The organism is Clostridium sp. D46t1_190503_E9, from assembly GCF_015555225.1.
Lineage (GTDB): Bacteria > Bacillota > Clostridia > Clostridiales > Clostridiaceae > Clostridium.
In genome coordinates, this window is the sequence record NZ_JADNKB010000002.1 from 355,626 (window position 1) to 377,034 (window position 21,409).

Consider the following 21,409-nt stretch of genomic DNA (forward strand, 5'->3'; position numbering starts at 1 on the left):
AAGTAACTTCTTTATTGTTTGCATCTGATGGTGAAATACTTGCTTTTAATCCTAAACTTTCATTTATCTTTAATTCTGCTGATGTCTTATCTAAACTTATTCCTGTTACTTTTATAATTTCCGGATTATCTTCTTCTAGTTTTACAGTAACTTCGCATGTAGCTTTAAAGCCTCCATCTTTTGTTGTAACTGTTATTGTTGCTTTTCCTTCTCCTATAGCTGTTACTTTTCCATTTTCATCTACCTTTGCAACTTTTTCATCACTTGTTGTCCATGTAACTTCTTTATTTGTTGCGTTTGCTGGTGAAATGCTTGCCTTTAATTCTAAGCTTTCATTTATCTTTAATTCAGCTGATGTTTTATCTAAACTTATTCCTATTACCTTCACATCATCATTGTCTTGTAACTTTTCAATTTCTGCTGAATCTCTAACTCTTAGTCTATGACCTTCCGGATCCTCAGATGCAAGTCCAATTGCAGAAACTTTATCTCCTACGTTAATTCTAGCCTTCCATTCATCATCTACTCCAGGATTTTTGCTACTTCTAACGTAACCTTCTACATAAACTCTTGATTCTCCAGAACCATCATTTACAAATATACTTTGTCCTTCAATCCTAGTTACTTTTCCTTCAACCTTAACTAAAAGGCCTTCTTTTTCTTCTAGCATGCTATCCTTTGTTGACAGTTTAATTAGCTGTACTAAATTAATATTTTCATCAATAATTTTAAGCCCTAAACTTTCATTTTTAAGAGCTACTTGTGCATCATTTAAATATGATGAAACTTTTCCTTTAATTCTTACCTTTTGACCTAATTTTACTGATGTAGTCGAAACTCCAAATATAGTTAACCCTGCTGTTTCATCTTGAATATAAATAACATCAAAGAATGAATTTCCAGGTGCTGCTACGTTAGATGCTGCTGTTACATATCCTTCAACTACTACAGATTCACCAAATCTATCTGGAAGATTATCTTTATTAGCATCTATTCTTACATCAGCAATTTTACTTATTGGAAGTTCAGGTGCTGAAGCAAGTTCTTTTATAACTTTTTCTGTTATTTGATAATTAGAATAATCTAATCCATCCATCTCAAAGTTTGAGAAGAAGGTAGCACCTGACACTACAACTTTTGCTCCATTACTTAAAGTTTCAACTGCTAATCCCACAACTTCACCTTTTCCTACTGGAGTATTATCCTTTTGGTTATCAGCATCATTTCCGTAAGTATTTGCATGACCTCTTACTAAAACATCTATGTTTGATTTATCTGATGGCATTATAAGTGTTGAACCGCTATAAAAACTATATTTTTTAGTTGTATCTATGCCATTCATCCAACTACTTTCTAAATTATAATCATCAAAATATAACCTATAGTTTTGACCACCATTTTCACTATCATCCGTTGCTTGATCATCATTAAATCTTATTTTTGCTCCTATTGCTTCAAGTACAGAATTACCTTGTCTTGCATTTCCATACTCATCCTTAGCATCTCCATAGTCAGCTTTAGAAGTTATTGCAATATTTCCACCATTTTTAACAAATCTAGCTATTGCAGCTAATTCATCGTCAGTATATTTTTGAGGAGTTAATCCATATGCATCCTTAACTGTACTTTGCGGATCTGACATTATAAGCAGTGATGCTCCATTTAGAACTTCATCTGTTATAGGTTTAGTATTTATAATTGCCTTAACTTTATTTTGTGCCATTAAAGCAGTTAATGTTGTAACTTTATTTGAATAGTCTCCTGATACATATTGATTTTGATGTGCTCCATCTATAACAACTTTAGAAACTTCATTTGCTCCTAAAACTTCAACTTCAATAGATCCTTTAAATTCTTTAACTTCTCCATTAATAGTAGCTGTTACTTTTACCTGGAAAGAATAATCTCCAGCCTTCTCAAATTTATGTTTTAGCTTTGCTACTATTGATGATCCTGCATCTACTTTTTCAATAGTTTGAGTATCTATTGCTTCGCTTCCATTGTTTAAATAGTATTCTACTTTAATATTATTTATAGCTGTTGCTTCATTATTATATATAGTAGTTCCTATATTGAATTCCTCACCAGCAATAATTACTTCTGTGTCAGAATCTACTGTAGAAATCCCAAAATTTTCTCTTTCTCCAACCCAAACTGCAGATGTAACAGCTATATCACTATCTGCTTCATCTACTCTTACATAGTAATATGAACTTGTTGATTTATCTAATGTAAATGACCAATTCTTAATTGTAGAATTTACATTATCAATTGACTTAACAACTTTACCACCATCACCAATTATTGAAATCTTTTTAATATTATCTCTAGAATCCATATCTTCGACATTAACATTAAATTCTAGTGAATCTGTTTGTGGTATTATTGATCCCATTGTATTTCCATTAACTTCATAAGAAATTTTTAAATTTTCATCTTCTGTTGCATAAACTCTTCTTTCTTTTATTGCATCATAAACAGACTCTCTTGAAAGATCAGATGCTTCTACAACAGTTCTTGCAGTGTTTGCATTTCCCCATTTACCTTTATGGTTATCTTGATTATTCGTAGGGGCAACATGCCATCCTTTATCAAGTGCTCTTGTATAATATTCATATGAAGGGAAATATCCTGATCCTCTAATAGCTCCTTCACCATTTCCAACTTCAATTAATGTAACTTGCTTATCTATTTCAGCATCATAATAGGCAAAGTCACTAAAATCTCCAAAAGTTTTTCCTGGGTGATTTAATTGTGACATGGATTGTTTTTGGGTTTTTAAAGCATTATAGTAATTTTTCAAATCCATTTTGTTATTTGTTCTTGTCTCAAATCCTGGCGTATTAAAAGTATTAATATGACCATATCCACCAGTAGAACCTGACCAAGTCATTTCATATCCATAAATAGCTACGAAATCTCCATTTTTATTATACCTATCTGCAGCATTTAAACCCTTTTTCCAAGCTTCACTCTTTGATCCATCAGCTATGCTCGCTAATTTATCATTATCAAACCAATTTGAGTGATCTGTTACAGCTAAGAAATCTACTTTTGCAGTATTTTCTGCATATTGATATGCCTCATCTACAGTTCCAGTACCATCTGATATATTAGTATGAGAATGTAGCTGTCCAAAATATAAGTTTTTCTTAACTTCTCCAATTGTAAACTTCCATTCCTGAGTAGTTGAATTTCCTAAAGAATCTTTGACTTCAACTAAAACAGTATGAGCACCATCTGCTAAATCTTCTCCTACAGAATATTTTATAGTTTTATCATCTTTAGATATGTTACCGCTTACATCTTTTCCATCAAGTGATAACTTAATTGAATCCATATCTATTCCTGATTCATCTTGAAAAGTTGCACTAATTTCAGGACGTCTTAAATTTCCTATATTTTGTCCATTTGCTGGCTTTAAATCACTAACTGTTGGCCCAATCTTATCTGTAGTTTTATTTACTTCTACTCTACATACTGATTTTATATCAGGTTTTATTGTTGATTTAACTTCTATAATTGCTTTTCCATCTTTAACAGCAACAACTTTTCCATCTTTATCTACTGTTGCTATTTCAGGGTTTAAACTTATATATTCAACACCTTTTTCAGTAGTATTTTCTGGGGTATAAGCAAGTGTTAAATTTTTATTTTCTCCAACTTCAAGATATATATTTTCATCAATTTTCAATCCAATTAATGCAATGTCTACAGATGAATATTTTGAATTTCTAGGAGTTGGTTCTTTTGCGTAAAAATCATTTCCATTATTATTAGTATCCCAACCATTAGTTATTCCATTATTTGATCCGTCATTATCTTTACGATGAGCACTCAAACTAGCGCTAATTGCAGGTGCAGCCTTATCTCCTTCAAAAGTTGTCGCTGTTCCAATACCAACGAAATCTATAACTGCTCCTTCAGCATTGACTACTCTAACCTTTAAATTTGAAGCTCCCATATTTAAGTTTCCTAGAATATCTGGATCAGGTAAGGGTTCTTTTCCACCATCAGCACTTGTTCCAGCTACTTGTTGAGTTAAACAATATCCATTTGCCTTAATTGTCCCACTTAAGTTACAATTATTTTTTCCAAACTCTCCTGTGGCACTTGCATATTCTATTTTCCAACCTGTCAAATCAATATCATTATCAGTTGGATTATATAGTTCTATGAAATCGTTTTTATATTTAGATCCAAAATTTCCTCCACCGCCATATACTTCACTTATCACTATACTACTTGCTTTTTCTGCTTTAACTTCTTTTACTGGTACAGTTATTAGTCCTAATATCATTGTAAGTGCCATAAATGAGCTTAACATTCTGCTTTTTAAAAGCTTTTTCATATTCATCCCCCTTAAAATATTTTAATAAGCTCTTGATATAAGTATTTATCCTTATACCTTTAATAAATTATGCCAAACTTAAAATGTAAATTTAAATAGAATCTCTTTGTACCTTTCCCCCAAAAAACTCCTCCTTCCACCTTTTACTAATTTAATTTTATCATTTAGTACTTCTTCTTCAAGTCGAAAATAATTATATAAAATAATTATTTTTATCTATAAATCGACCTAATGTTTAGTTTTTGATTCAATATATATTACATATTTTATTATTTTTTATTATTTATTTATTATTTAAGTACTTTTATTAAACTTTTTATATTATGTTAAGTAAATTTAATTCATTATGCTGAATAAAACTTCTGTCAAACATATTAAAGAAAATTAAAAAAAGAGGATTATATTTTTATAAAAATATAATCCTTTTTTAAAGCTATTCTTATTTATATTATTATTAATTTAAATATTATTTCTTTTTATTAAATATAAAGAGTCCTCCTACTAATACCAATAAAAATCCGAGTATTATTCCATTCATAGGATTATTCCCACCAGTAGCTGGTAAAGTTACTCCACTTTCATTATTAGCTTTTTCTGCAATTATAAACTTACTAAAATGTGGTGTTTTAAAAGTTACTTCATTTCCATTTATAGTTGTTTCTAATTGTTCAAATGTCTTAGTTTCTTCATTATAATAAAATACAGCTAAGTTAGCCTTATTTAAGCCTTTTAAATCTTCATCTGTTAACTTTAAAGTTACAGTTGCAACTCCATCTTTAAAGCTATGAACTGTAACTATTTCTTCGCCATTCTTAATCAATAAGTTAAATTCAAATACTTTTTTAACTCCTTTAATTCCAGCTGTAATAGTTGCATCTTCTTTAACCTTCATTTCAAAAATTAATTTTCATTGTTATTGTCTTAGTTGCTTGTCCAGCCTACCATTATCAGGTATACCAAGGTAAGTCAATGGTTCCTTGTGTAGGCTCAATATTAAGTTTAAATTCATTCATACCTGCCTTTAATTTTATTCCTTCTACATATACATTTCCGTACTCGTCCATATCCCCAGGATATAATTTATTAATATCTTCATCATTTATTGTAAACCCTACTCCATATGGCACTGTAGCTTTTAATGTAAATTCCTTTTTATCAGTTTCATATTCTATACTATCTCCATAAGATATTCTTGGCATAGAAACCATCCTAGGCATATCTACCCAACGAAGTACATAATCATCTATAATCATTGAATTTCCACCTTGATTCTTAACAGTTAACCTTCATATTTTAACTTTAATTCGCATTTAATTAACACAAAAATATTAATTGACAACATTTCCCCCTATTGCTAAAATGATATAGTTAGTATAGTTTAACTCTAAGTTTACTATTACTAAACTTTTATGTGTTTTTAGGAGGTTTCATGAGTGAAGCATTTTTGCTAATTAAATATTTATCTATTGGATGGAACTAAAATTTTAAATTTATGGAGGGATTTTTATGAAAATTGAACAATTAGGAAGACATATTTTAGTGGAGTACTATAACTGTGACAAGGAGATTTTAAAAGATCATGCTATCATTGAAGAGCATATGAAAGAAGCTGCTATCGTATCTAATGCAACAATAGTCACAAGCTGTTTCCACAAATTTAATCCCTGGGGAGTAAGCGGTGCTGTTATAATCCAGGAATCTCATCTTACAATTCATACATGGCCTGAATATGGTTATGCATCAGTAGATCTATTCACTTGCGGTGATACTGTTAATCCTTGGCTTGCATTTAAATATCTTGAGGATGCATTAAAATCTGAAAGAAGTGAGTCTACTGAAGTTGCAAGAGGTTTAGTTGACAAGGTTAAAACCTTTTCTAACGGAGCATATGATAATATTCAAGTAAAGCATAAAATGGAGGTTTAAGATATGGATATGGAATTATGGTACACTGAAAATCAAACTCAAAACGTAAATTTTTCTATGAAAGTTAAAAATCACTTGTATTCTGAACAAAGTCCATTTCAAAAAATTGATATATTGGATACTTATGAATTTGGAAGAGTACTTGTAATTGATAACTGGACAATGGTTACTGAAAAAGATGAATTTATTTATCATGAAATGATAACTCATGTGGCTATGGCTACTAATAAAAATATTAAAAATATTTTAGTAATAGGAGCTGGAGATGGCGGTACCGTTAGAGAATTAACTAGATATAAAACTGTTGAAAATATAGATATGGTTGAAATAGATGAGGCAGTTGTTAGAGCATCAAAAGAATTTTTACCTTTTACATCAAATAAGCTAGATGATAAAAGAGTAAACTTATTTTTTGAAGATGGAATTAAATTCGTTAAAGGTAAACAAAATTTATATGATTTAATTATAGTAGATTCTACTGATCCAATAGGACCTGGAGAAGGCTTATTTACTACTGAATTTTATAAAGATTGTTTCTCTGCATTAACAGAAAAGGGAATTCTTATAAATCAATGTGAAAGTCCTTATTACCCACATAATGCAAGAGAGATGAAAAGATCATTTAGCAAGCTAAAAAGTATCTTCGATATATGTGAAGCATATCAATATCATATGCCTACATATGCTTCGGGGCATTGGATGTTTTGCTTTGCTTCTAAAGAACTACATCCGTTAAATGATTTTGATGCAAATCACTGGAACTCATTAGGCTTAGTTACAAAATACTATAATACAAACTTACATAAGGGAGCTTTTATGATTCCAAATTATGTTAAAGAAATCTTAAATGATTAATTAATACAGTGCCAATAGGATTTTAAATCTTATTGGCTATTTTTTCATATATTAGAATAAGTATTTAAACAATATAACAGAATATATAAATCTCTATAATACTCTTTTGTATCTTCCATATAAAATATATGCACCTTGTGATATATATTTTTATATCATAATACTATAACAATTATTCTAAGAGGTTTTAATGTACGGAAAATCTACAAGTTCACAAACTAAAAATCTTTCCCTAACAGTATATAATAATACAGCTTTAATAAATGAAACTAGAGAAATTCCCAAATACAAATCTGATCCTAATCCTTATATTACTATTGAATACTTTGATATAAGTAAGTATATAGATGAAACATCTGTTATAATTACAGGCATTGATGATTTCATAATGATATTTAATTATCTTTGTTGCAATAATAAAAATCCTAATCCATCTCCATGTGATACTTGTGAAAACTTAATACCTAATTCAATTTTGATTAAAGGAAACAGTATTGATTCAAAAGAAATAAAAGCATATTATTTAACTGATAATATTAGATGGTCTAGTAGTTATACAATAATTTTATATGAAAAAACATTAGAAATTCACTCTTGGTTCAATCTTATAAACAAATCTGGTATAGATTACAATAATGCTACTTTAAAAGTTATAGCCGGTGATGTGAATTTAGCCTATAAGAATTTATATATCTCTAACACTCCTATTCAATCTACCAAATTAGAAAGCAGTACTCCTATTACTGATATAGAAATCGCTGATTACTATATTTATACAGTACCAGGTAAATATAATTTCCTTAATAATACAATAAAAAGAATAAAAAACTTTTATAAAAATGGAATTATATATAGTAAACTCTATGATTTTGGATACGAATCTATAAATGCTAATATAATAATTAAGTTTCAAAATACAGCTGAAAACAATTTAGGTTTCCCATTTCCATCTGGTAATATAAATTCTTATACTCGTTTTGATGGTAATTTAGAATTTGTAGGTGGTAGCACCATTAAAGATATAGCTAAAGATAGAGAAGTTTCATATATAATGGGAAAAGCATTCGATGTTACTTCTCAAAGAAAAATAATTACTTATCAGAAATACAAAGATTATATTCTTAAAGAAGTTCAATATATAATTACTAATACCAAAGATGAATCTATTCCTATAAAGATATGTGAACCTATATTTGCACCTTGGGAAATGAATTTTGCTACTGATAGATATCAAACTGATAAAAATGGAAATCCATGTTTTCAAAGCATAATTGAACCAAATTCAAAAAAAGAAATATTGTTTAGTTACAAATATGATGTTACATCTAGTTAGTACTTAAGCAAGGTATTATTAAATATAGATTTATTTAATAACACCTTGCTTGTTTATCCTACTCTCTTATTTTAAATACATCTATAGATTCCTTTAATTTTTTTGAACTATCCATTGCATTATTAGAATTAATTATAGTTTTATCTGACTTATTACTTGCATCTACAATTTTATTAGCAATGTTAGTAATTCCACTACTTCCTTCTGCTGTTGCTTTAGATACACCATTCATAATATCAGAAATCTCTTTAATAGAAATTAATAAATCATTAGAAATTTTATCAAACTCATTTACTATATTATCTATTAATATCCCATCATCTTTATATGTTTCTGTTACTCGTATCATATTAGAAAATTCATTTTGTAAATCCTTATCCATAAAACTAATTAAACTATTTGAACTATCTATAAGACTGCTAACTGCTGTAGATATATCATTTCCTGTCTCCTTTATCTTTATAACAGAGTCTTTTGAAGCTTCTGCAAGCTTTCTTATTTCCTCAGCCACCACTGCAAATCCTCTTCCTGATTCTCCTGCTCTTGCAGCTTCTATTGAAGCATTTAAAGCTAGAAGATTAGTTTGCTCTGTTATCTCTATAATTATTTCTGACAATTCATATATCTTATTAATTACTTTAGTTTGTTCTATCGCACCTTTCAATGTTGCTTTAGTACTTTCTAAAATTTCATTTGTATTGTTAAGCCCTAAATTAACAGAATTTTTATTATCTACTGCTCTCTTGCTTATTTCTCCTGCAATCTTTGATCCATCTTTTGCTTTATTTGCTATTGATTCAGCAGATATTTCTATAGATTCAATTGAATGATTCATTTCTTGAGTGGAAGCAGCTGTTTCTTCCATAATTGCCGTTACTTCTTCTGAAGTAGCTGCCATATTTTCTAAGCTAATATTTAAATCATATATATTTGAATTAATATTCTTAATAGAATATTCTGTATTTTTTGATTCTATTTTAACATTTTCTAATAAAGTACTAAGTGAATTTTGAATTATGGTTATATACTTTAATATAATTCCAAGTTCATCTTTTCTATTTAAAGCTTTTTTATCTATTTCCCTTGAGAAATCTCCCTTTGAAATTATCTCCATTTCATTTACAGCTATCTTCAAAGGCTTAACAATATTTCTTGTTATAAGTGCTGCTGCAATAATTCCAGTAATTAATACCAGTATTATACTTGTAATCAATAATGAAATTAATTTTTTTATAGCCTGCTCATTTTCAATTTTTATACTTTCTGCTATAGTATTGCTATAATTAGCAAGCTTGTTTAATTCATATCTAAATCCTTCACCAAAATCAAGTTCAACTAATTCAAGTTGTTTTTTAGCCTCACCTCCATTACCTGAAATAGCTAAATTAATGATTTCATTTTGCTTCTCTCTATAAGATTTCAATTTAGTCTCAATTCCGATTATTTCCTTACTTGTATGCTCATCAATATATATATTTTTATAATTACTAAAATTTTTATCAAAGCTTTCCTGACTCTTAATTGCTTTCTCCTTTTCTTCTTCTTGAAGATCCTTATTCCCGGCATTTAAAATAATTTTATAAATACTTGTTTCAATACTCCGTTCTTCATTTATACTATTGTTCAAGCTTAACACAGATGAAAAATTCTCATTATACATCTTTTGCATTCTTTCATCAGCTTTATTGAGTTGGAATACTCCTATTCCTCCTATAAAAAGCATCATTAAAGTTAAAGTAGTTGTTAGGATAAATATTTTTACTCTAACTTTTAAATTTTTAATCATATATCCACCCCTCTTATAATTAAATTTATGTACAATTTAATTATCTATTATAATATCTACTCAGTCAAAATATTCCTTAAAATTGTCAAAACTTTATAATAATTGTCAAAATACTTTATAAAAAACAAGAAAAGCACTTTGTAAATAATTCATTTACGAAGTGCTTTTAATATTAATATTTATAGTTGTATCTCTATTACTTCATTTTTTTCAAGACTTTTTAAAACATCTATTACCCTTTGATTGCTTGATCCTCTATACTTTAAGGATATATTTCTTTTATCTATTTCAAATCTGCCATCTATAAGTACATCTACTGAAGATAATATAGATAATCTATTTTCATTTTTTATTATATCCTCATATAAGTAACCAGACCATAACCAAATACTTTTTTTAGTTTCTTCTTTTATTCTTTTTAATAAATTTAATAAATCTTTATCTTGTATTTGGTCCATAGGCTCTCCACCCAAAATATTAACGCCCTTTACATTTGGATTTTTAACATATTCTATAAATTCTTCTTCCGTTTCTTTTGTCCACTTATCACCATAATTGAAATCTTGTAAATCTTTATTAAAACAACCCTCACAATTATTAGTACATCCACTTACAAATAATGTAGTTCTTATACCTGGTCCATTACTAACATCAAATTTTCTTATTTTAGAATAATTCATTTAGAAAACCTTCCTTATAAATGTAATACTCTATCTCCAATTTCAGCAGTTCTACCTTTATTCCAATAATTAGTTCCTATATAACCACAAGTCCTTCTCATTACTTGCATTTCCGCTTCTTCCTTATTTCCACAAGATGGACAGAACCATTCTAAATTATCATCTAATTTAATTTCACCAGTATATCCACATTTATAGCATATATCTGGTTTAGTATTTATTTCTGCATATTGTATATTATGATATATAAAGTTTATGATTTGCTCAATTGCATCTAAATTTTTGCTCATATCAGGAACTTCTATATAAGAAATACAACCACCTAAACTTATGTTATGGAATTGAGATTCAAATTTTAATTTACTAAATGCATCTATTTCTTCACAAACATGAACATGATAAGAGTTAGTATAGTATAACTTATCTGTTACATTTGGAATAACCCCAAATCTATTTCTATCTAGCTTACAAAATCTATATATTAAATTTTCTGCTGGAGTACCATATAAACTAAAACCTAATCCAGTTTCATCTTTCCACTTCTGGCACGCTTCATTCATATGATTCATTACATCTAAAGCAAATTTTTCTCCCTCTTCACTTGTATGACTTACTCCAAGCATTGATTGAACCATTTCATGTATTCCTACATAACCTAATGACAATGTTGAATATCCATCTTTTAACAACTTATCTATTTTTTCTTCTTTTTCTAACCTTGCTATTGCACCATGTTGCCAATGTATAGGCGAAACATCCGAAAGTGTTTCAAGAAGCATATTATGTCTTGTTAAAAGAGCTTCCTTACAAAGTTCTAATCTTTGATTTAACATATCCCAGAATAATTCCATATCCCCATCTGCAATTATGCCTATTTGAGGTAAGTTTAAACTAATTACCCCTTGATTGAATCTTCCATACCATTTATAGTTACCTTCTTCATCCTTCCAAGGTGAAAGATGTGATCTACATCCCATTGGTGGAAAAGTATTTCCTTCATAATTCATTCTCATCATCTTTGCTGATTGATAATCTGGAACTAATCTTTTTGCTGTACACTTTGCAGCCAATTTAGTTATATAATCATATTTCCCACCTTCAAGGCAATTATGATCATCTAATAAATAAACAAGTTTTGGGAAAGCCTCTCCTATTTCTTGTCCCTTATAATTTTTCATACCTTCTAATCTTTGCTTTATCATTTCCTCACAAATTAAGGCCATTTCTTCCTCATACTCATTACCTTCCTCAATCTCTAGGTAAATTGTACTGAAAGGAGCTTGACCATTTGTAGTTTGCAATGTTGATAATTGATATCTTATAGTTTGAACTCCATCTCTTAATTCCTTAAGCTTCATATCTTTAGCTAACTCTCTTGCAAGTTCTTCATTATTATATTTTTCTAAATACATCTTATAAGTTTTTTCTTCAGTTATCCTTAAAAATTTTGCAAGATGTTTTATTGTTATACTTTGTCCACCATATTGATTACTTGCAACTTGAGCCATTATTTGAGTAGTAACAGTACAAGCTGTACTAAAAGATTTAGGCGTTTCTACAAGCTTATCATTTATCACTGTTCCATTATTTAGCATGTCTTCCAAATTAATTAAACAGCAATTAAATATATTTGAAAGAGTATAATCCATATCATGCCAATGTATTACTCCTTCATCATGCGCTTGAACTATATGGGTTGGAATAAGCCTTCTTCTAGATATATCTTTTGAAACTTCTCCTGCAATTAAATCTCTTTGTGTTGCTGCTATGACTGAATTTTTATTTGAATTTTCCTTTATAACATCCTCATTAGTTTTATTTAAAAGACTTAGTATACTTTCATCCGTTGTATTTGTATTTCTCTTAAACTCTTGTACTGCTCTATATCCTTCATAGGACTTAGCTGTTACAATTTGTCCGTAGTGAACAAGTCTATCGTAAACATAAGATTCTATTTTATGTATAGTTGGAGTATCCCCTTGTTTTGAAAAATATTTTTCAGCATCATTTGCTATAAGCTTTGCTATATCTGCTAAATAAATACCACTTCCATTTTTCATTGCTTTAGAAATTGCAGCTCTTATTTTCCCCTTATCAAATTCAACTATACTTCCATCTCTTTTAATAACTTTCATTTAACCCATCTACTCCCCTTTAAAAGTTTTTGAAACCTTTATATTTTATCTTCTTTTAGCAACTCATTTTCTAATTATACAATAAAACATTTTTCATTGCATTTTTACAACATCTCATTTTATTAAACAATCCTTTCAAATTTTCGTTTATATCAAAGTTACCTTTGTTTTATGTACATAATTGATATTTTTTTAATCACCCTTTGCTTTTGCATTTTAAATATAAATAGTCTTTTAATATTAACCCCTAGGTGCCATTAATAATGCTATTATTCGCATTTTATAAAAAATAAAATTTAAAAGCTATACTAAGTTAAACATTTACGTTAAATAGTATAGCTTTAATTTTATAATTTCTCATCAATTAAATTTATTTTATTTTGTGTTTCATCATTTATAGGCGCACCTTCATACCATTTATCATTATTTATCTTTGATGTCTCAGCAAAATATTTACTTTTTAATATTATTTCTGGTCTATACTCAAAATGTAAGATATCAAAATGCTCCCATTTTCCTCCCCAAACGAATCCATTTTCTTCAAAGACTTTTACTAACTCCTTAGGATAGCCTTCTATTCTCTTGCTTCCTTTAGTTTTATCTACCCATTTCCAATAATCTGCATCATTTCTACTTAAATCTATGGCTATTCCATAAGCATGTGGGCTAAGCCTTCCAGTATCTTGGATAACCCTATAATTGTAACCTCCACTTATCGGGAAAATATAATTATTAACTTTATTATCTGTTTTGGATAGTTCTCTTGCTTCATTTAAAGCCTTTTTTAAAGACTCTCCTGCTTTAGCATTTTTATTAAACATTACATTACCACATGATGTTGAGAAAGAAGATAAATTCTTTTCTATTTGATTTTGATTGCTCCCATAAATACTATTAAGAAAAGAATATGCCCTTCCTCTACCTGGATCCATTCCATCTATAACTGTACTTATGCTCTCTAATGGATATATATCTTCTAAAGTATCTTGCAAATCTGCATTGGCTGTTTTCATATCTTTACATTTTTCCTTTTTATCGTCATATAAAACCTTTTTATCATTATTCAAAACTAAGTATATATAGTTATCTTCAGATACCTCAATATCCTTTATTTCTTCTGGATAAGCTAACATTAAAACTAGTAAATCCCGCTTAGCATTATTTATATATGTATTATCTTCCATCCTCATTGCTTGTGGACTATATACTACTATATTAAATAGCACCAGCATACTATATATGATTATTGATTTCTTTTTCATATTTTCACCTACTTATGAATTTATATTTTTATTATTCCTAAAAAAAATAAACATACTCTAATAATTGATAATTTTTAATTTGAGATTTTTTTAAAATACTGTTAATATATAGTAAATACTTTTTTACAAGGGGGCAAAATATGAGTATTATAGTTTCTAAGTTTGGGGGAAGTTCTCTGGCTGATGCTAACCAATTTAAAAAGGTAAAGGATATTCTTTTATCTGATAATAAAAGAAAGTTTGTTATACCTTCTGCACCAGGAAAGAGAAACTCTAAAGATTTTAAAATCACAGACCTTTTATATCTTTGTCAAGCACACATTGAATCTAGTATTCCACTAGATGATGTATTTAATTTAATCTCTAATAGATATAAATCTATAGTTTATGAGCTTGATCTTTCATTAGATATAGATAGCTATTTAAGTGAAATAAAAAAAGATATAGAAAATGGAGCATCTAAGGAATATGCTGCAAGTAGGGGCGAATATCTAAATGGTATTATTCTTGCAAATTATTTAGATTTTAACTTTATAGATGCCAAAGATGTAATTATATTTAATAAGTATGGAAGCTTAGATACCGAGGCTACATATAAAGCATTGGAAGATACGCTTTCTAATTATGAAAAAGCTGTTATTCCGGGTTTTTATGGATGTGATCCTATAGGTAATATAGTGACATTTTCTAGAGGTGGTTCTGATATTACAGGAGCATTAGTTGCTGCAAGCATAAATGCTGATTTATATGAAAATTGGACAGATGTATCTGGTTTCTTGATGGCTGATCCTAAAATAGTTGAAAACCCAATGCAAATCAAGAAAATTACTTATAGAGAATTAAGAGAGCTTTCTTATATGGGTGCATCTGTATTACATGAAGAATCTGTTTTTCCTGTAAGAAATGCTGGAATACCTATTAATATAAAAAATACTAATCTTCCATCTGATTCAGGAACACTGATTGTTAAAGATATGGAACCTGATTATAATAATCCCATAAAAGGAATTGCTGGTAAAAAAGACTTTACTGTAATTTCAATTGAAAAGGCAATGATGAATTCAGAACTTGGATTTTGCAGAAAAGTTCTATCAATATTAGAACAAAATTGTGTTTCCTTTGAAAATATGCCTTCTGGTATAGATACTGTTTGTGTGGTTATATCTGATTCTCAGCTTAATAATAAAATAGATATTTTAGTTGATGAAATTAGAAGGACATGCAATCCTGATTCAATTGTAGTCCATCCTAATATGGCCCTTATTGCAACCGTTGGTAATGGTATGTCTTCAAATAAAGGAATTGCTGCTAAAATCTTTTCATCTTTAAGTAATTCTAATATTAATATAAGAATGATTGATCAAGGTTCTAGCGAAATAAATATTCTTATAGGCATAGAAAATGACGATTTTGAAAAAGGAATTAATTCTATTTATAAGGCATTTGTTTAGTTTATAAAATTAAAGGCAAATTGCTAGTACAATCTAACACTTTGCCTTTATTATAACTTATTCTAATTATTTCCCTAGCTGTTTATCGCAACTACATCTACTCCATTTTCATCTTTCCTTATACTTATGTCCATTTTTAAATTTCCGGTTGTTCGACTTCCAACTATTTTTATTCTATTAATTCCCTTCTTTACACTATATGTACTATCTCCTAATTGGGATTGCTCTAAAATATTTGTAATATTATTATCAGAATCAATTAAAACTACTTTAAACTTTCCTGATTCAATATTAGAATTATATTTAATATTGATTTCTGCATCATGATTAGAAATCACTTGCCAAATAGTATCCATGCCTGTAAATTTAAAATATATATCTGTGTTAGAATTTTCATTTATTCCTTTTTTATCTAAATAAGAATAATTATCATTTACTAATACTATCTTTGAATTATCATTATATATACATTTTTCATTATTCTCTAAATAAAATTTGTCTAAAAATCTATTTATCGTTATTCCTATTCCTGATACTATAATTATAGGTACAATAAAATAAAAGAGCCTTTTATTACTCATACTTCTCACTTCTCCAAATTTAGTAAACTTCGGAAAATATTATACCATATACTTTCATTTAATACATATATTATATGAAAGTAATAAAATATTTGCATATTATAACTTTATGTATCTCATTTCTAATTTCTTAGCACTGAATAAAGTATCTTATTAATTTGTAAAATTCCTACTTTTATCATATTATAAGAATTTCTATCATTTTCATAATATATGTAAATTTATTTAAACTAATTATTTCTCTCTAGTAAGTTTTAATATTACATCCTTATGCTCTGGATATAGATTTAAAAGATATTCCCTTTCAAATAATTCAAAATCTTCATATTCAAATGCTGGTGCAACCATACATCCAACTAAAGAAAACCCTTCGTTATTCATAGCTGAACCAAATATATATCCTTTTGGTACTAAAACTTGTGGTACTTCTCCATTTTCTATATTTACTCCAAGCTGTTTTGTTATAAGTTCTCCATTTTGACTTATCATATAAATAGTAAGTGCTTCCCCATCATGATAATACCATAATTCATCAGATTTTAACCTATGAAAATTTGATACCTCACCTGTTCTCAAAAGAAAATATATGCTACTCCATAAATTCTTATTTTCTCGCACCGTTTCTTCTGATAAAAATGATTCTTTAAAGTATCCTCCTTCTACGTGGGGTATCATTTCTAAATTTTTTATGTAGTATTCTGAATTCTTCATTATATCTCCTCCTTTATTTATTAACATTATATACCAAGCCCCCAAACATTACATTATAATCCTTTATTTCTATAATTATTTTAAACTATTTTATTGAAAATAGAACTTTCTACTAATCTCAATTTTATTTCTAGATTATTTTTGTTAAATAAAGGAATACAATCACCTACTTTATTTCTAATCGTCTTCTTTCCTATATATATTCTTGTATTAATATTATCTTCCTAATATCCAAGTTTTCTAGCAATTTCTTTATTTATTTTTTGTTTTATTAACAACAAATAATATTCTTAAAACATTTATACATTTTACTATTTATGGTAATATATATATTAAATGCAAATAATTATTAAGGAGATTCTAAATATGAAAGGTATTCTTAAATTCAAAAATTTACTTTGTTTTTTTATTATTTCTTTTTTCATAACTACATTAGTATCATGTAATAATAAAACTATAGAAAAAGAAATCTCTAAAGGTTATATATGGGAAGCAACTGACGGAACTAATAGTATAAATTTAGTTGGCACTATACATCTTGGAAGCAATAATATTAATTTCTTAAATAATGACATAAAGAGAATAATTGATGAGACTGATGTTTTATCTGTAGAACTCGACTTATCACTTAAAGAAAATATAGATAAAGTTCAATCTTCTGGATATTTAAAAGATGGGGAAACTATAGAGAAATATTTATCTGAAGATGAAATAAATAAATTATATTCAATCTTAAATACATTAAGTCCTAATTTCAATATAAAGAAAATACAGACTTTAAACGCCTTTACATTAAATAGCGTATTAACAAATCTATGTTATGCTAAAGCAGGTATAATAGGAAATGGTTTAGATTTAATTATGATGAACCAAGTTAAATTGCGTAAAACAAATGGAGATAACATAAGAATTAATGAACTTGAAGGAGTTGATTCTCAACTTGAGACAATGTCTGAAATTTTTACTTGGGAATATCTAAAAGAATATCTAAATAATTATTCTAATTCTAATATTAGCGAAGAAGTAGATACAGCTAAAAATCTTTTTAATGCATATAAAAATGGAGATATTGGATATATTGAAGAATTAAATAATAAAATGAAAACTAGTAATCCAGAATACTATAATATAATGCTTAAAAATAGAAATATTAATATGGCAAATAAAATAGATGAATTGGTTAAAGATGGTAAAAAACATACTGTTGCGGTTGGAGCTGCTCATTTTATCGGTGATGATAGCATTTTAAAATTTCTAGAAGAGAAGGGATATGAAATAACTAGAATAAATTAAAGATTGTGTATTGGAGGTTAATTTATATGTATGAATATAAATTCATAAGACTAGAGTTAAAAGGTTTTATAGAATCAAGACCAAAAGAAGACTATCACATGATAATAAATCAGCATGCAAAAGAAGGCTGGAGATTAGTACAAATTCTCACTCCACCAACTGGTGCTTATGGATCTGCCACTCATTTTGAATTAATATTCGAAAAACAAATTTAGTAAAATATTATTTAATGATAAAGCAAAATAAGAAAGATTAGCACTTATCTTTCTTATTTTGCTTTATTGCTTTAAATGTAAGCTTTATTTTTTCTTTAATATATTTATTATATAAAATTAGCTATTAAAGCAATTAAATATGAAGCTGGTACAAATATCACCAATGCTACAAAAGTACCTACCACTTTACTTCCTACCATTGCTATAACACAAGCTCTAAAATCCTCTTCACTACATGTACCCTCTACTACATCATCAGTCATAATAGATAAATGAGGATCAATAAAAATTGACGTAAGTATTGTTGCTGTTCCATTAATTACTGGTGACAAGGATAAGCAAGTCATTCTAAGATCTGGAGCTATGCTTGCTGCATATATTGGTGCAAAAGCGCCTGCAGTTATTATAGCTACAGAAATAAAATTATAAAATAAAATCCTTTTTGGAAGCCTTTTATAATTTATACTTGTTAAACTTTCTTTTACTGGAATTGCTATACTCTCCTTCATATATTTCACACCATTTTTTGAAAAGCTATGTATTATAAGTTTAGGAATAGACCTTTCTATAGAAAAATGATTTACTGCCTTACTAAACATTTGTTGAAATGTTGGTATTAAAAAGGCACCTACTATAGATGCAATTCCAGAAATTATAATTATCAAATTAAATATATTAAGTAAAGCTCCACTACTTGGGTCACTTTCTACAAACTTTGTTAATAATGGAGTTTGAAATGTTAATGCAGTTCTTGAAACAAGCATTAATACATTAAATACTGCAAATGTAACAGCTATTTTCCCTGTTCTAACCCCTACTAACCTAACTGAATACGCTAATGTTCCAATTAGTGAAATTATAAAGTTTAATACTAAAACAATTATAATCTGTTTATCCACCTTATATCACACCCTTTAATATTGTTTTTAAATGTATATTTTAAAATAGTTTACTATTTTTTTAAGTTTGATTTATATTGTACTAATTTATAAATTTAGTAATGTTATTAAGATTAACTTATCATATATAGTAATCTTAATTATAACTAAATGTTTTTATAACTCAAACATATTTTAGAAACTATAATATATTCGTAATAATTAAGAAGTGAATAATATAGTAATACTATCCACTTCTTAACATTAATTATTAAATTTAAAAATATTTTAAGGTTAAATATATATCATATTTTATTCTATAACTCCAAATCTACTAACTGGTGATAATCTAAATACTACTTTTCCTTCAACTTGATTAATATTTATAAGTCCAAAATTTCTACTATCCTTGCTTTTTTCTCTATTATCACCAAGAACAAATAAAGTATCATCTTCTACCTTAATTGGAAAATTTATATCTCTAATATATGTATTACCTTTAACATAAGTTTCATCTAGTATATTACCATTTATATATACATGCCCATCCTTTATATCTACTTCATCTCCCGGAATCCCTATTACTCTTTTAACTAGTCTTGTTCTAGTATCAGTATCATATCTTATTGAAGCCATCTCTTTTAAATATTTATAACTTTCTTCAAATACATTGCCTTTTTCTTCATTATCAAAGAATATTATAATATCTCCTCTTTCAGGCGTAGTAAAATTGTAGCTAATCTTATCAACTATAAGTTTTTCATCATTATATAATGTATTTTCCATTGATTCTTGCTGAACTTTAGCACTTGCTAATACTTCCGTATTTACTAATACTACTATTATAATAGTTCCTAATATAGTTAAAATTGATCCTCTAATTTCCTTTATAATATTTTTATTATTCAAAGAAATCCCCCCTTACAACCTATCATTAATTCTTAAAACTCTTCAAATGCACTAGTAACTCCATATATAAGATCACTAAAAAATTCCTGCATTATATAAATAGCTAAAGCAATTACTATTGTTAATCCCAAATAAGTAATTAATTTTCTCATACTCTTTCTTCCAACTTTAATTAATACGAATCCCAAGAATAACGCTACTAACACTAAAACATTTACCATAATACTCTCCTAAAATATGATTTTCTTTTATTTATATTCGATATATAATTTTTTGTTACTTTTTATAGAGTTCTTAAGAGAATTTTTGTTTTCTATGTTTAGAAAACTCCTAATAAATACTTCTAGTAATTTTAATTATTTTTCATCCATTCATTTTCATTAATTCCAGCTTTAACTAGGTTTTTTTATATTATTCTTAAACTCTTCACTACTATCTTTAATAGCATGTCTCACTGCTAAACGTATAGTAAAATATAATATTATGAAAAATAATACTATAGGAATTAGAGCTATAATTTCTACCATTTATATCACTCCTTTTATAAAATACTTTTACTAATATATAGATGATATCATCCTTAGAATCACACCTATATATATTAAAATTACAAACGAAAAAATAGTTATAGTTATTATAATCATATCAATTTTTTTATTTATTTTATATTTTCTTGATATAGTAAATGCTATTACCCCCAATAAAATTGATGATATCCATATTAGATATACATTTAACTTACCTAATAAATAAGAGTTATTTAACAGCAAAAACAATATCCATATATTTATTGAAATAATAATAGCTAAAATAATATATAATATTTCTTTTTTCATAATGATTTCTCCCTAAAGCTACTACTAATATCTACACTATATAAAACTAACTTTTCTTTTTTATCATAACAACAGACGCTGTTTATAAAATTTATCTTTTTATTTTAATAATTTCTACATTTAAATTTTCTTTAAAATGTAATTTATAAAATTTAAAATACGATAATGTAATAAATAAAACTACTAATAATATTTATCATGAAAAAT

20 protein-coding genes are annotated in these 21,409 nt (G+C 27.4%); 6 read left to right on the plus strand and 14 right to left on the minus strand.

Features of this window, described 5'->3' with window-relative positions:
- From I2E83_RS03620 to I2E83_RS03630, 3 genes are all read right to left on the minus strand, one after another.
- Nucleotides 1-4,351 (minus strand): Ig-like domain-containing protein (locus I2E83_RS03620; protein WP_195428566.1); only part of this gene is annotated, 4,351 nt, incomplete at its 3' end.
- A gap of 466 nt (nucleotides 4,352-4,817) precedes the next feature.
- Nucleotides 4,818-5,243, minus strand: coding sequence for an LPXTG cell wall anchor domain-containing protein (locus tag I2E83_RS03625; RefSeq protein WP_195428568.1), 426 nt, complete (start codon nucleotides 5,241-5,243; stop codon nucleotides 4,818-4,820).
- Nucleotides 5,244-5,298: 55 nt separating this feature from the next.
- The gene (locus I2E83_RS03630; protein WP_195264221.1) at nucleotides 5,299-5,604 is read right to left on the minus strand and encodes a hypothetical protein; all 306 of its coding nucleotides are present in this window, start codon (nucleotides 5,602-5,604) and stop codon (nucleotides 5,299-5,301) included.
- A 259-nt stretch (nucleotides 5,605-5,863) separates the two neighbouring features.
- Between I2E83_RS03630 and speD the strand changes: the two genes are divergently transcribed.
- The 3 genes from speD (at nucleotide 5,864) to I2E83_RS03645 (ending at nucleotide 8,465) form a co-directional block, all read left to right on the plus strand.
- Nucleotides 5,864-6,277, plus strand: a complete 414-nt coding sequence (speD, locus tag I2E83_RS03635; protein ID WP_347707764.1) for an adenosylmethionine decarboxylase — start codon at nucleotides 5,864-5,866, stop codon at nucleotides 6,275-6,277.
- 9 nt (nucleotides 6,278-6,286) lie between these two features.
- The gene (gene speE, locus I2E83_RS03640) at nucleotides 6,287-7,132 is read left to right on the plus strand and encodes a polyamine aminopropyltransferase (RefSeq protein ID WP_195264248.1); all 846 of its coding nucleotides are present in this window, start codon (nucleotides 6,287-6,289) and stop codon (nucleotides 7,130-7,132) included.
- Between the two features lie 190 nt (nucleotides 7,133-7,322).
- Nucleotides 7,323-8,465 carry a hypothetical protein gene (locus tag I2E83_RS03645; RefSeq protein ID WP_195264223.1) on the plus strand — a complete coding sequence of 381 codons (1,143 nt, stop codon included), beginning with the start codon at nucleotides 7,323-7,325 and terminating at the stop codon, nucleotides 8,463-8,465.
- Nucleotides 8,466-8,523: 58 nt separating this feature from the next.
- Here the strand turns inward: I2E83_RS03645 and I2E83_RS03650 are convergent, their stop codons facing one another.
- From I2E83_RS03650 to I2E83_RS03665, 4 genes are all read right to left on the minus strand, one after another.
- Nucleotides 8,524-10,251: a methyl-accepting chemotaxis protein gene (locus I2E83_RS03650; RefSeq protein ID WP_195428570.1), complete on the minus strand. Its 1,728-nt coding sequence runs from the start codon at nucleotides 10,249-10,251 to the stop codon at nucleotides 8,524-8,526.
- Nucleotides 10,252-10,430: 179 nt separating this feature from the next.
- Nucleotides 10,431-10,931: an anaerobic ribonucleoside-triphosphate reductase activating protein gene (gene nrdG, locus I2E83_RS03655; RefSeq protein ID WP_195264225.1), complete on the minus strand. Its 501-nt coding sequence runs from the start codon at nucleotides 10,929-10,931 to the stop codon at nucleotides 10,431-10,433.
- 14 nt (nucleotides 10,932-10,945) lie between these two features.
- The gene (gene nrdD, locus I2E83_RS03660; protein WP_195264226.1) at nucleotides 10,946-13,066 is read right to left on the minus strand and encodes an anaerobic ribonucleoside-triphosphate reductase; all 2,121 of its coding nucleotides are present in this window, start codon (nucleotides 13,064-13,066) and stop codon (nucleotides 10,946-10,948) included.
- 347 nt (nucleotides 13,067-13,413) lie between these two features.
- Nucleotides 13,414-14,328, minus strand: coding sequence for a M15 family metallopeptidase (locus I2E83_RS03665; RefSeq protein WP_195428571.1), 915 nt, complete (start codon nucleotides 14,326-14,328; stop codon nucleotides 13,414-13,416).
- A 140-nt stretch (nucleotides 14,329-14,468) separates the two neighbouring features.
- Here I2E83_RS03665 and I2E83_RS03670 point away from each other — a divergent pair, with 140 nt between their 5' ends.
- Nucleotides 14,469-15,779: an aspartate kinase gene (locus I2E83_RS03670; RefSeq protein ID WP_195264228.1), complete on the plus strand. Its 1,311-nt coding sequence runs from the start codon at nucleotides 14,469-14,471 to the stop codon at nucleotides 15,777-15,779.
- A gap of 74 nt (nucleotides 15,780-15,853) precedes the next feature.
- On the opposite strand, the gene I2E83_RS03675 is transcribed toward I2E83_RS03670, so the two are convergent.
- Together I2E83_RS03675 and I2E83_RS03680 are read right to left on the minus strand one after the other, a co-directional pair.
- Entirely contained in the window at nucleotides 15,854-16,360 is a 507-nt protein-coding gene (locus I2E83_RS03675) for a hypothetical protein (RefSeq protein WP_195428573.1), read from the minus strand.
- A gap of 234 nt (nucleotides 16,361-16,594) precedes the next feature.
- Complete coding sequence (locus I2E83_RS03680; RefSeq protein ID WP_195428575.1) at nucleotides 16,595-17,071, minus strand: cupin domain-containing protein; 477 nt, start codon at nucleotides 17,069-17,071, stop codon at nucleotides 16,595-16,597.
- Nucleotides 17,072-17,437: 366 nt separating this feature from the next.
- On the opposite strand from I2E83_RS03680, the gene I2E83_RS03685 reads away from it, so the two are divergent.
- Both I2E83_RS03685 and I2E83_RS03690 read left to right on the plus strand, forming a co-directional pair.
- The gene (locus tag I2E83_RS03685) at nucleotides 17,438-18,364 is read left to right on the plus strand and encodes a TraB/GumN family protein (RefSeq protein WP_195428577.1); all 927 of its coding nucleotides are present in this window, start codon (nucleotides 17,438-17,440) and stop codon (nucleotides 18,362-18,364) included.
- Nucleotides 18,365-18,390: 26 nt separating this feature from the next.
- On the plus strand, nucleotides 18,391-18,579 hold the full coding sequence (locus tag I2E83_RS03690; protein WP_195264232.1) for a DUF4177 domain-containing protein: 189 nt from the start codon (nucleotides 18,391-18,393) through the stop codon (nucleotides 18,577-18,579).
- A 107-nt stretch (nucleotides 18,580-18,686) separates the two neighbouring features.
- Here I2E83_RS03690 and I2E83_RS03695 read toward each other — a convergent pair whose 3' ends face one another.
- From I2E83_RS03695 to I2E83_RS03710, 5 genes are all read right to left on the minus strand, one after another.
- Entirely contained in the window at nucleotides 18,687-19,478 is a 792-nt protein-coding gene (locus I2E83_RS03695; RefSeq protein WP_195428580.1) for a lipid II flippase Amj family protein, read from the minus strand.
- A 291-nt stretch (nucleotides 19,479-19,769) separates the two neighbouring features.
- A complete protein-coding gene (gene lepB, locus I2E83_RS03700; RefSeq protein ID WP_195428582.1) occupies nucleotides 19,770-20,366 on the minus strand; it encodes a signal peptidase I in 597 nt (198 codons plus the stop codon).
- A 32-nt stretch (nucleotides 20,367-20,398) separates the two neighbouring features.
- Nucleotides 20,399-20,587 carry a hypothetical protein gene (locus tag I2E83_RS03705; protein WP_195264234.1) on the minus strand — a complete coding sequence of 63 codons (189 nt, stop codon included), beginning with the start codon at nucleotides 20,585-20,587 and terminating at the stop codon, nucleotides 20,399-20,401.
- A 171-nt stretch (nucleotides 20,588-20,758) separates the two neighbouring features.
- Nucleotides 20,759-20,893, minus strand: a complete 135-nt coding sequence (locus tag I2E83_RS18130) for a hypothetical protein (protein ID WP_279325320.1) — start codon at nucleotides 20,891-20,893, stop codon at nucleotides 20,759-20,761.
- Between the two features lie 30 nt (nucleotides 20,894-20,923).
- Nucleotides 20,924-21,202, minus strand: coding sequence for a hypothetical protein (locus tag I2E83_RS03710; RefSeq protein WP_195264236.1), 279 nt, complete (start codon nucleotides 21,200-21,202; stop codon nucleotides 20,924-20,926).
- Between the last annotated feature and the right edge of the window lie 207 nt (nucleotides 21,203-21,409).

Bases quoted from the DNA above. Each gene is read 5' to 3' on its own strand.
- nrdG (WP_195264225.1), bottom strand. From the start codon at position 10,931: ATGAATTATTCTAAAATAAGAAAATTTGATGTTAGTAATGGACCAGGT.
- I2E83_RS03685 (WP_195428577.1), top strand. From the start codon at position 17,438: ATGAAAGGTATTCTTAAATTCAAAAATTTACTTTGTTTTTTTATTATT.
- nrdD (WP_195264226.1), bottom strand. From the start codon at position 13,066: ATGAAAGTTATTAAAAGAGATGGAAGTATAGTTGAATTTGATAAGGGG.
- I2E83_RS03675 (WP_195428573.1), bottom strand. From the start codon at position 16,360: ATGAGTAATAAAAGGCTCTTTTATTTTATTGTACCTATAATTATAGTA.
- I2E83_RS03710 (WP_195264236.1), bottom strand. From the start codon at position 21,202: ATGAAAAAAGAAATATTATATATTATTTTAGCTATTATTATTTCAATA.
- I2E83_RS03650 (WP_195428570.1), bottom strand. From the start codon at position 10,251: ATGATTAAAAATTTAAAAGTTAGAGTAAAAATATTTATCCTAACAACT.
- I2E83_RS03690 (WP_195264232.1), top strand. From the start codon at position 18,391: ATGTATGAATATAAATTCATAAGACTAGAGTTAAAAGGTTTTATAGAA.
- speE (WP_195264248.1), top strand. From the start codon at position 6,287: ATGGAATTATGGTACACTGAAAATCAAACTCAAAACGTAAATTTTTCT.
- I2E83_RS03625 (WP_195428568.1), bottom strand. From the start codon at position 5,243: ATGAAGGTTAAAGAAGATGCAACTATTACAGCTGGAATTAAAGGAGTT.
- I2E83_RS03630 (WP_195264221.1), bottom strand. From the start codon at position 5,604: ATGATTATAGATGATTATGTACTTCGTTGGGTAGATATGCCTAGGATG.
- I2E83_RS03680 (WP_195428575.1), bottom strand. From the start codon at position 17,071: ATGAAGAATTCAGAATACTACATAAAAAATTTAGAAATGATACCCCAC.
- I2E83_RS03670 (WP_195264228.1), top strand. From the start codon at position 14,469: ATGAGTATTATAGTTTCTAAGTTTGGGGGAAGTTCTCTGGCTGATGCT.
- I2E83_RS18130 (WP_279325320.1), bottom strand. From the start codon at position 20,893: ATGGTAGAAATTATAGCTCTAATTCCTATAGTATTATTTTTCATAATA.
- I2E83_RS03705 (WP_195264234.1), bottom strand. From the start codon at position 20,587: ATGGTAAATGTTTTAGTGTTAGTAGCGTTATTCTTGGGATTCGTATTA.
- I2E83_RS03665 (WP_195428571.1), bottom strand. From the start codon at position 14,328: ATGAAAAAGAAATCAATAATCATATATAGTATGCTGGTGCTATTTAAT.
- I2E83_RS03645 (WP_195264223.1), top strand. From the start codon at position 7,323: ATGTACGGAAAATCTACAAGTTCACAAACTAAAAATCTTTCCCTAACA.